General features: G+C 63.8%; 9 protein-coding genes and 1 pseudogene. 4 read left to right on the top strand and 6 right to left on the bottom strand.

The window, feature by feature from the left end; genetic code table 11:
* Together G8767_RS36640 and G8767_RS31615 are read right to left on the bottom strand one after the other, a co-directional pair.
* Positions 1-204: pseudogene (locus tag G8767_RS36640) on the bottom strand (trehalose-6-phosphate synthase); the annotation flags it as partial.
* Between the two features lie 31 nt (positions 205-235).
* Positions 236-409 (bottom strand): hypothetical protein, encoded by a 174-nt coding sequence (locus G8767_RS31615; protein ID WP_164490548.1) that lies wholly within the window; start codon positions 407-409, stop codon positions 236-238.
* 156 nt (positions 410-565) lie between these two features.
* Here G8767_RS31615 and G8767_RS31610 point away from each other — a divergent pair, with 156 nt between their 5' ends.
* Positions 566-2,320 carry an ABC transporter ATP-binding protein gene (locus G8767_RS31610; RefSeq protein ID WP_095971465.1) on the top strand — a complete coding sequence of 585 codons (1,755 nt, stop codon included), beginning with the start codon at positions 566-568 and terminating at the stop codon, positions 2,318-2,320.
* A 23-nt stretch (positions 2,321-2,343) separates the two neighbouring features.
* Entirely contained in the window at positions 2,344-4,119 is a 1,776-nt protein-coding gene (locus G8767_RS31605; protein WP_095971490.1) for an ABC transporter ATP-binding protein, read from the top strand.
* A 14-nt stretch (positions 4,120-4,133) separates the two neighbouring features.
* Here G8767_RS31605 and G8767_RS31600 read toward each other — a convergent pair whose 3' ends face one another.
* Positions 4,134-5,069: a methionyl-tRNA formyltransferase gene (locus tag G8767_RS31600; RefSeq protein WP_166813796.1), complete on the bottom strand. Its 936-nt coding sequence runs from the start codon at positions 5,067-5,069 to the stop codon at positions 4,134-4,136.
* Between the two features lie 110 nt (positions 5,070-5,179).
* On the opposite strand from G8767_RS31600, the gene G8767_RS31595 reads away from it, so the two are divergent.
* Positions 5,180-5,983, top strand: a complete 804-nt coding sequence (locus G8767_RS31595) for an alpha/beta hydrolase (RefSeq protein ID WP_095971463.1) — start codon at positions 5,180-5,182, stop codon at positions 5,981-5,983.
* 59 nt (positions 5,984-6,042) lie between these two features.
* Here G8767_RS31595 and G8767_RS31590 read toward each other — a convergent pair whose 3' ends face one another.
* The 3 genes from G8767_RS31590 to G8767_RS31580 all read right to left on the bottom strand — a co-directional run bounded on the left by G8767_RS31590 (position 6,043) and on the right by G8767_RS31580 (position 9,076).
* Positions 6,043-6,312, bottom strand: a complete 270-nt coding sequence (locus tag G8767_RS31590; protein WP_095971462.1) for a metal-sensitive transcriptional regulator — start codon at positions 6,310-6,312, stop codon at positions 6,043-6,045.
* Between the two features lie 89 nt (positions 6,313-6,401).
* Positions 6,402-6,812, bottom strand: a complete 411-nt coding sequence (locus G8767_RS31585) for a DUF302 domain-containing protein (protein WP_166813794.1) — start codon at positions 6,810-6,812, stop codon at positions 6,402-6,404.
* Positions 6,813-6,928: 116 nt separating this feature from the next.
* Positions 6,929-9,076 carry an MMPL family transporter gene (locus tag G8767_RS31580; RefSeq protein WP_166813792.1) on the bottom strand — a complete coding sequence of 716 codons (2,148 nt, stop codon included), beginning with the start codon at positions 9,074-9,076 and terminating at the stop codon, positions 6,929-6,931.
* A gap of 147 nt (positions 9,077-9,223) precedes the next feature.
* Here G8767_RS31580 and G8767_RS31575 point away from each other — a divergent pair, with 147 nt between their 5' ends.
* Entirely contained in the window at positions 9,224-9,808 is a 585-nt protein-coding gene (locus G8767_RS31575; protein ID WP_166813790.1) for a class I SAM-dependent methyltransferase, read from the top strand.
* Positions 9,809-9,852 lie beyond the last annotated feature (44 nt).

The raw sequence follows: 9,852 nt of genomic DNA, 5'->3' as shown, positions 1-9,852 counted from the left end.
GCGCAGGATCGGCTCGAGAGCGGTGACCAGTCCGCCGGGGCTTCGCTTCCATCGGGTGGTGCCGTCGGGAAGCCGTTCCAGGTCGACGGGCAGGCGGTTCGCTACGACGACGAACTCAGCCTGCCCGGACACGGCGTCACCGGTCGAAGAAGCAGGTGCGCTGTCAGAAAGGGTTGAACTGGTCGAATCCGGACTGACAGGCACGTGGTTCCTTCTCGGTCGGTGAGGGAAAGATTCAGTCGAGCTTGGCGGCGGGGGAGATACCGAGCATCGAGAGCAGCATCCTGCACTCGTCGGCATCTTCCGCGTAGGCAGCGACGACGCGCTGTGCCTGACGAGCAGTTTCGTCCGCTACGGGCTCGAGGTCCTCGTCCGCGATCTCGGTTTCGACGGTCGTGTTCTCAGCCATCATGTTCCTCTCGTGCTTGCCTGCACGGCGCAAGCAATGGTTCTTACTCGCGACTCTATGAGAACTGGGCGTGTCGACGCTAGTTGCTCATGTATTAGGGTCGACTTACTTATCTCTGTACTCAACTTTATCGCTTCCATCGATGCTTGGAGTTCCATGAGTTCGACCCCCTCGAGTGTGACCGTCGACTCGGACGAGCCGGATAGTGGCAATCACAGCGGTGCTGCGATTTTGCGACGCGTCCTCGTCCGTAACCGTGGCCCGCTCGCTATCGGCACGGTTCTGGTCTGTCTGCACCAACTGACCGAGACGGCGGTGCCGATCTCCATCGGTGTGATCATCGACCGTGCGGTGGAGACTTCGGACACCACGGCCCTGATCGTCTCCATCGTGGGTCTCGCGGCTCTGTTTCTCGTTCTGACGGCCGCGTGGCGTTTCGGTGCACGGTTCATCGTCACTGCGATGCAGCAGGAGGCTCATCGGCTCCGGCTCGAGGTGGCGCACCGTGTCCTCGATCCGCGTGGGGTGCGCACCGATCTGCGATCAGGTGAACTGCTGACCGTTTCGACATCGGACGCCGAGCAGACGTCGTGGATCGCGGACATCGTTCCGCGCGCCGCCGCCGCCCTGACCGCTGCGGTGGCGTCGGCGGTGGCGTTGGTGTGGATCGACCTCTGGCTGGGACTGGCCGTTCTGATCGGAACGCCGGTGATTCTCGGTCTGCTGCAACTGGCGGCGCCGCTCATCACGTCGAGGGCCACCGGTCAGCAGGCGTCGATCGCGCGAGCGTCGGCGATGGCTACGGATCTGGTCAGCGGATTGCGTCCGTTGCGCGGGATCGGCGGCGAGAAGACCGCGTCGGCGCGCTACCGCACCGTCAGCCGTCAGGCGCTCGCTTCCACGATCGGCACGGCGAAGGCAACGGGTATCTACACCGGCGTCGCCGCGACCATCAGTGCGTTGCTCGCAGTCGGTGTTGCCGGTTTCGCGGGATATTTCGCGTTGCAGGGCAGGATCACGGTCGGTGAACTGATCACCGTGGTGGGGCTTGCGCAGTTCATCATCGAACCGCTCGGATTGCTTGCGTCCATTCCCGGATACTTCGCGGTGGCGCGTGCATCGTCTGATCGACTGGCACTGGTCTTGGACGCGGAGCCGCTGCGGGGCGCGGGTTCGCAGACCGAGCTCGAAGGCACCGACCTGACTCTCGACGGAGTCGAGTACAAGTCCCTCAAGGGCATCGATCTGCATCTGCCCGCTGGGGAACTGCTGGGCGTCGTGGCTTACCAGCCGCAGGACGCCGACGCTCTTGTCGCGGTCCTGTCCGGTCAGCTGGCGCAGGACGCGTATCGCGGAGTGGTGAGGGTTGGCGGAATCAGCCTGTCCGACATGGACTTGCGATTGGCGCGCCGCACAGTGCTGGTGGAGCCGCACATCACCGATCTGTTCTCCGGATCGCTCGCGTCGAACGTGACCGCGGGCGCCGGTGATGCTGCCGGTCTCGACATCCAGAGCGCTCTGGTGGCGTCGGCAGCGGCGGATGTCGTCGACGCACATCCGGACGGTCTCGATCTCGAAGTGACCGATCGGGGCGCGAGTTTGTCGGGAGGTCAGCGGCAACGCGTTGCCCTGGCTCGGGCCTTGGTGGCACAGGCACCTGTGATGGTCCTGCACGATCCGACGACGGCGGTGGACGCGGTGACCGAGGCGTCGATCGCCGAAGGAATCGCAGAACTGCGGCACGAGGGTGCCGGCGGCATCCACACGACGGTATTGATCACCAGCAGTCCGGCCTTGTTGGCCGTGACGGATCGAGTGATCGTGTTGAACGACGGAGTGATCGCCTCGACGGGCACACATTCCGAACTCTCTCGCGGCGACGCGAACTACCGAGGAGCGGTGCTGCGGTGACGGCCACGGACATGACTACCGGTATGCCGGCCGGGGAGAACGCGGAGAAGGTGACCGAGCGTGAGTTGTTGCCGATCGCGAGTGGTCGCCAGACCTGGAAGTGGTTGCGGGCAGCGCTGGCCGAGCACCGGATGCAGAGCCTGCTGGTCCTGATCGTCGCGGCTTCGGCGTCGGCGATGGCCTTGGTGCCGATCTACGTCTTCGGTGTCCTGGTCGACCGGGTCCGGGACAACGCGCCCACGTCGACGATCGTCGGGGTGGTCGTGATCATCGCCGCTGCCGCAATCGTGGGTGGCGTGTTCACCGGTGTGGCCGCCTATCTGATCAAGCGGCTAGGCGAGACGATCCTGGCGGATCTGCGCGAGCGGACCGTGGACCGGGCACTGCGCCTGCCGATCCAGACCGTCGAGAAGGTCGGCAAGGGCGATCTGCTCTCACGAGTCGGCGACGACGTTTCGGTGATCGCCAAGGCCGTGTCCGACGTGGTTCCCGGCATGATCGCGGCGGTTCTGCTCGTGGCTCTGAGCATGGTGACCATGCTCGGACTCGACTGGCGACTCGGTCTGGCCGGCATGGTCGCGCTGCCGATGTACGCGCTGGCGCTCAAGTGGTACCTGCCACGATCGGCTCCCGTTTACGCTGCCGAGCGGGTAGCGATGGGCGCTCGTTCACAAGCGCTGATCAGCAGTCTCCAGGGTGCCAAGACCGTGCGCGCGTACAGCCTCGAGAAGGAACATCTCGGTCAGATCGATGCGGCGTCGGCAAAAGCGCGTGATCTGGCCGTCGGAGTTTTCGGCCTGTTCACCAGATTCGCCGGTCGCGGTAACCGCGCTGAATTCGTGGGCCTGTCCATGATTCTGGTCGTCGGATTCCTGCTGGTTCGTGAGGACGTCGTGACGGTCGGTCAGACGACGACTGCTGCCCTGCTGTTCCATCGCCTGTTCAACCCGATCGGCTCGCTGCTCTACACCTTCGACGAAGTGCAGTCGGCCGGCGCCAGCCTCGCGCGACTGGTCGGCGTCGTCGAGATCGAGGAAACGGAGCCGTCGACGGATGCGGGTTCCGTTCCGGCTGACGGTTCGCTGCGTCTGGATGACATTCGGCACAGCTACGACGGTGGTCACGAGGTTCTCCATGGAGTGACGCTCAACCTGCGAGCGGGGGAGCGCGTGGCGCTCGTCGGTTCGACCGGAGCCGGAAAAACGACGCTTGCGGCGATCGCTGCCGGTTCGATCACTCCGACGTCGGGGCGGGTGTCGATCGGCGGTGTCCCGCTTGCCGACCTCGACGACCTACGACGCCACATCGCGATCGTGAGTCAGGAGGTCCACGTTTTTGCCGGACCCCTGATCGAGGATCTGAGATTGGCGGCTCCCGAATCCTCGGACGAGGACGTAGCCGCGGCACTGCGGACAGTCGGCGCATACGAGTGGGTGGAGGCTCTCGACGAGGGAATGCTGACCGTCGTAGGTGAAGGCGGGCACGAGATGACGGCGGCACAGGCGCAACAGTTGGCCTTGGCGAGACTGGTGCTGGCCGATCCCGCCGTCGCGGTACTGGACGAAGCAACAGCGGAGGCGGGCAGCGCCGGAGCGCGGGAACTGGAAGCGACTGCCGAAGCTGCTACGGAGGGCCGCACCACTCTGGTTGTCGCACACCGGCTTACCCAAGCTGCAGGCGCCGACCGAGTGATCGTGCTCGAACACGGGCAGATCGTAGAAGAAGGCCCGCACCGCGAACTGGTGTCCGCGGGTGGGCGTTACGCGCAACTGTGGGCGGCCTGGGAGGGTCGCGACTGAGAGCGTTCAGACGATCAGGTGAGGTACCCGCCGCCGTGGGGGAAGAACTCGGCGGCGGTGTACTCGCTGCCGTCGTCGAGTCGGACGCGCTCGATCCGAAGTCCCTTGTTCTTGCCCGACCACGCGTCGGGGCCCGCGACGATCACCATGCCGTCGTCTTCCTGGATGAACACTCGGCCGGGGGTTCCGCCGTAGTGCCCGCGTGAGACGGACGCCTTCAGGATGCGGACGCGCCGGCCCTTGAACTCCGCAAAAGCGTTGGGGTACGGATCGGACTGTGCTCGGACGAAACGCTCGATGACCTCGGCCGGCCAGGACCAGTCGACGTGACTGTCCTGCGGTGCGCGCTTGTGGAAGAACGTGGCCTGCGAGCGGTCCTGCGGCGTCCAGTCGGTACGGCCGGACGCGATCAGATCCAGGGCGTCGAGTGTGATGGGGCCGATCATGTCGATCGTGCGGTGGAACAGATCGGTGACGGTATCTGTGGGGCCGACCGTCGTCGAACGCTGCAGCACGATGTCGCCCGCGTCGAGTTCCTCGTCCATCAGGTGCGCCGTGAGCCCGACTTCTTCTTCGCCGTTGATCAGAGCCCAGATGAGCGGGGAGAATCCCGTGTACTTGGGGAGCAGCGAATCGTGGATGTTGAGGGTGCCGTACTTGGGTGCGTCGAAGACCTCCGCCGGCAGCCAGGTGCGCCAATTGTTGGCGACGATGATGTCGGGAGCAGCTTCGGCCAGCGCGGCCTTGAAGGCGTCGTCAGGCTTGTTCGCCACGTGAACGGGTACACCGTTCTCGGCCGCCAGATCTGCAACCGAGTCCGCCCACATCTGTTCGTAGACGTGTTCACTCTTCGGGTGTGTGATCGCCAGCACGACCTCGTGATCGGAGTCGATCAAGGCCTGCAGGGTACGGTGGCCCCAGGTTTGGTATCCGAGCGTAGCGACTCTCAACGGGGGTCCTCCTGGACGAGCATGGGCTGGGGTTGCGGTCACACGACCGCCCATCAGCTTAGGCTATCCAACCAAAATTGTTGATCACACGTACGAGGAGGAAGGCTGACATGACGGTCGCCACAATCAACGGAATCCCCATCAATTACCAGGTCAAGGGTGATGGAGATCTGGTGGTGCTGATCATGGGGACCGGTAGCCCCGGTCGCGTCTGGGATCTGCACCAGACGCCGGCTCTGGTGGCCGCCGGCTATCGCGTCGCCACCTTCGACAACCGCGGAATCGCCCCGTCCGGCGAGAGCCTCGGCGGCATCACGATGCCCGACATGGTTGCGGACACCGCCGGGTTGATCGAGCACCTCGGCGGCGGCCCGGCCCACGTCATCGGCACCTCGATGGGCGCCCGGGTAGCGCAGGAACTGACGCTCGCCAGGCCCGATCTGGTTCGCAAAGCCGTGTTCCTCGCCGGCCATGCCCGGATGGATCATTTCCAGCAGGTCCTGACCGAGGGTGAGCGCCAGTTGTTCGACAGTGGCGTCGCCCTGCCGGCCAAGTACCGTGCCGCAGTGACCGCGGTGATGAACCTCTCGCCGGCCACGCTCGCCGACGATCACTCCGCACGCGACTGGATGGACATCTTCGAGTTCACCGGCGGCGCAACCTCACCCGGTGTTCGCGCACAGCTCGGCATGGACCGCGCCTTCGATCGACGGGGAGCATACAAGTCGATCATGCGCCCGTGCCTGTCCGTCGCTTTCGCCGACGACCGCATGATCCCGCCTTACCTCTCCCGCGAGGTGGCGGATTGCATCGCGACGGCGTCGTACGAAGAGATTCCCGACGCCGGGCACTACGGCTACCTCGAGCGTCCGGAGGCCGTGAACAAGGTGCTGATCGACTTCCTGGCGAAGTAGTTCTTCGCACGCGAAAAAGGGCCTGACCTGCTCACTGCGGGTCAGGCCCTTCTCGTATTTCAGGCCAGGGCCAGGAACAGCTTTTCGAGTTCGGCCTCGGTCATCGGTTCTCGACCGTCGGCGCTGTCACCGCTCAGGCATTCACGCAGCCCGGAAGCGACGATCTTGAACCCTGCTCGGTCCAGCGCCTTGGACACGGCTGCGAGCTGCGTGACGACGTCCTTGCAGTCGCGGCCGTTCTCGATCATCGAGATGACCCCGGCAAGTTGGCCGTGGGCACGCCGCAGCCTGTTCAGTACGAGCGCAATGCTCTCTTCGTCGCCGGTCATGGTGGCCCCTTCTCGAGTGTTCGTGCTGCGACCGAGGGTACCCCTGGGGGCATGTCAGTGTTGATTCAGTATTTGATCCGGGTGCGGTGTCAGATCAGCGAGTCGACGGCCGCCCGCAACTTGACGGCTGCGTCGGCTGCCACGGACTCCAGGCCGGGTTCGCCGGAAACCTGCACCATGAGAGCGGGATTCATTGCTTCGACGAAGAACGAATTCTCCGTGGTCGTATCCTCTCGGACGACGACGTTGCACGGCAACAGGAGACCGATCTGGCGATCCACCGAGACTGCCCGATGGGCAAGGGGTGGATTACAGGCGCCCAGGATCAGGTATTTCTCCATGTCCTCGTCCAGCTTCGCCTTGAGCGTTGCCTGCATGTCGATCTCGGTCAGGATGCCGAAGCCCTGCTCGGCGAGAGCAGCACGCGTTCGGGTGACGACGTCGTCGAAAGTTCCGGCGACCTTGGTTGCGATCGCGATCGGTTCTGTGGGTGTTGTCATTGCCCGCTCCTTGCCGTTGTTTCGATGTCGTTGTCTTCGATGCCGTTGGCTTCGATTTCTCTTGCTCCCACCATACCCCTGGGGGTATCAAGAAAACAGTGATGTCGGGTACACGATCAGCCATGCGAGAAGCTGATGTTCGGCAGGACGCGACGTAGCCATACCGGCGCCCACCAGGCTGTCCGGCCGGTGAGACGCAGGAGAACGGGCAGCAGCACCAAGCGGACGAGCACTGCGTCCAGGAGGACGGCTACACCGAGAATGATGCCCATTTCCTTGGGTGGCAAGGGATCTGCGAGCGCAAAAGTGAAGAAGACCGCAACCATCACCGCCGCTGCCGCCGCAATGACCCGACCTGAATGTGCCAGGCCGTCGATGTGTGCGATCGCGGGGTCACCTGTGCGTTCGTAGTGCTCCTTGGCGCTCGAGAGCAGAAATACCGTGTAGTCCATCGCGATGGCAAAGATCATGGCGAAGAAGAAGACCGGACCCCACCCGTTGAGGAAACCCTGGGGATCGAAGCCGAGTAGGCCTGCGCCGTGACCATCCTGGAAGATCAGCTTCGCGATTCCGAATGCGGCCCCGGTGGACAGCAGGCTGACCAGCGTGCCGATCAAGGCGATCAGAGGTGCCTGGAGGGCGATCAGCAGCAACAGGAATCCGAGCGTCAGAATCACGACCACGACGATGGGAAGGTAGTCGTCGAGTGCCTGCTGGAGGTCGAGATTTTCGGCCGGAGCGCCGCCGACAAGCGCCGATTCCGGCAGTTGCGACCGAAGGTCGGCAAGGATGGTGTCCATCGCAGGATCCGACGGATCGACAGTGGGAACTGCTTGCAGCATAACCAGATCGGATCCGTCGGCCGCTTGTTGCGCCGGGGTGACCATGGCGACGCCGTCAACGCTCATGGCAAGACGCGAGGTGTCGGCTGCATCGTCGGCGGAGGTGACGATCTGCAGCATTCCGGGTGCCCCGTCACCGAACTGCTGCTGCACCAATTCGTATCCCTGTCGAACTGGGGCGTCCTCGGGAACCACGGCGATGGAGGGCATTGCAACCTTCAGTCCGAAGACCGGAACGACTAGGGCGATAAGGACGATGAAGGCGCCGATGCCGAAAGGCCACGGGTGCTTGTGCAGCAGTGATGCCCAAGCTGCGAACATCGGGGAGCGGTGCTGCTGGCGCTTTGCGTACGGTAGTGAACCGCCGTTGACCTTGGCGCCGATCCGGCCGAGCACGGCAGGTAGCAGGGTGAGTGTTGCGGCGAGGACGAAGATCACAGCGAGCATGATTCCGACAGCCATCGTGCGTACGGCCGGGGCTGGAACGATGAGCACCGCAGACAAACTGACCAGAACTGTGAGGCCGGAGAGGACAACAGCTTTGCCGGCGGTGTCCATCGTTTGAGCCACGGCGGCCCGCGGATCCGGATCGCTTCGCAGTGCTTCTCGGAACCTGGCGACGAGGAAGAGTGCGTAGTCGATGCCGAGTGCGAGAGCGAACATCATCGCGAAGTTCATGGCCCACACGGAAATCGGCGTGATCTCGTTGAGGATCACAAGCCCGCCCGCCGAGGCGACCAGACCTGCGAGTGTCAGAAGCAGTGGGAGTCCTGCAGCAACCAGGGAGCCGAAGGCCAACACCATGATCGCGAGAGTGACGGGCCACGACATCATTTCGGCCTTGATCATCGCTTCGTGATTGGCCTTGTTGAAATCGCTCCACAAAGCCGACGCGCCGGTGGGGTACACCTCGATGGTGTCCGTGGACAATGCAGTGAGTTCCTTGCCGAGTTCGTCTACCGCACTGACCATCTCGTCGGTACTTGCGTTTGCGCCCGCGATCATGATGCCGGTATGTCCGTCCGGGCTGATGGTCATTCCGGGCTGCGGAGTGACGACTTCACCGAAACGTGGGTCCGCGGAAAAGATTTCAGTTGCCGCGGCCAGCGTTTGCTGCATCGACGGATCCGTGATGGGCAGAGAGTCCGAGTGAACGACCACCTGCACTGCGGCGGAGGAGTTTCCACCGAAATGCTGCTCGGCCAACTCGCGTACCTGCACTGATTCGGATCCGTTCGCCTGCCAACCTGCGCCGGCCAAGGAGGTGAAGACGCTGGGTGCTGCGGCGCCGAGGGCAACCAGCGCGATCAACCAGACACCGAGAACGAGGCGGGTGTGCTCCGCCATCGATCGACCGAGGCGCGCGAGTATGCCGCCGGTTCGGGTGGGTGGGTCCGCGGTGACTGTTCTGGTCGCTGACATCTTCGCTCCTGATACGGGTGGGGGTATTTCTGATCTCCACTTGTATACCCCCAGGGGTATGTGTCTGTCACGTTCGCGGGTTCTCTATGCTGCTCGGGGCACCGTCTTGATCAGTGATGGTGATTCGGACTACGAGGAGCAGAGATCTTGGACGCACACGACTGGGACGAGCGATACCGAGCGGTGACGGAGCCATGGGGAGTCGACCCGGCGGGAACCGTCGCAACACGCATTGCCGACCTGACGCCGGGCACTGCGATCGATCTGGCCTGCGGCGACGGCCGTCATGCGCGGTGGATGGCCGGACAGGGTTGGTCGGTGACCGCGGTCGACTACTCGTCCGTGGCGATCGATCTGGCACGGGCGAGTGACCGGGACAACGTTGTCGACTGGCGGGTCGGAGACGCGACTACGTGGCAACCGGAAGGGGCGGTCGACCTGGTGTTGGTCAGCTTTCTTCACCTCGAGGTCGACGAGCTGGCCGAAACCCTGAAGCGCGTCGGGGAGTGGCTGACTCCAGGCGGGCGCGTCCTCTATCTGGGGCATTCGATCGAGAACTTCCATCGTGGTGTGGGCGGTCCACCCGAACCGACCATTCTGCCCGGTATTTCCGATCTCGCTCGCGCAGCGGAGGGGTCGAGGGTCTATGCCCTCGAACATGTCGTTCGGCCGCAGGACGGTAAGACGGCGATCGACGTTTTGCTCGAATTCGGTCCGTGGGAACAGGTCTGACCAGGGTGGGAGCGTACCTTCACGTTCCTGGGTAGCCTACCCTA

Origin of the sequence: Rhodococcus sp. IC4_135 (assembly GCF_011602025.1) — a bacterium.
GTDB lineage: Bacteria > Actinomycetota > Actinomycetes > Mycobacteriales > Mycobacteriaceae > Rhodococcus_F > Rhodococcus_F baikonurensis.
This window is presented reverse-complemented; position numbering and strand designations above follow the sequence as displayed.

Excerpts from the sequence above, each read along its gene's own strand:
- G8767_RS31615 (WP_164490548.1), bottom strand. The coding sequence starts at position 409 with ATGGCTGAGAACACGACCGTCGAAACCGAGATCGCGGACGAGGACCTC.
- G8767_RS31610 (WP_095971465.1), top strand. The coding sequence starts at position 566 with ATGAGTTCGACCCCCTCGAGTGTGACCGTCGACTCGGACGAGCCGGAT.
- G8767_RS31605 (WP_095971490.1), top strand. The coding sequence starts at position 2,344 with ATGCCGGCCGGGGAGAACGCGGAGAAGGTGACCGAGCGTGAGTTGTTG.
- G8767_RS31595 (WP_095971463.1), top strand. The coding sequence starts at position 5,180 with ATGACGGTCGCCACAATCAACGGAATCCCCATCAATTACCAGGTCAAG.
- G8767_RS31590 (WP_095971462.1), bottom strand. The coding sequence starts at position 6,312 with ATGACCGGCGACGAAGAGAGCATTGCGCTCGTACTGAACAGGCTGCGG.
- G8767_RS31585 (WP_166813794.1), bottom strand. The coding sequence starts at position 6,812 with ATGACAACACCCACAGAACCGATCGCGATCGCAACCAAGGTCGCCGGA.
- G8767_RS31580 (WP_166813792.1), bottom strand. The coding sequence starts at position 9,076 with ATGTCAGCGACCAGAACAGTCACCGCGGACCCACCCACCCGAACCGGC.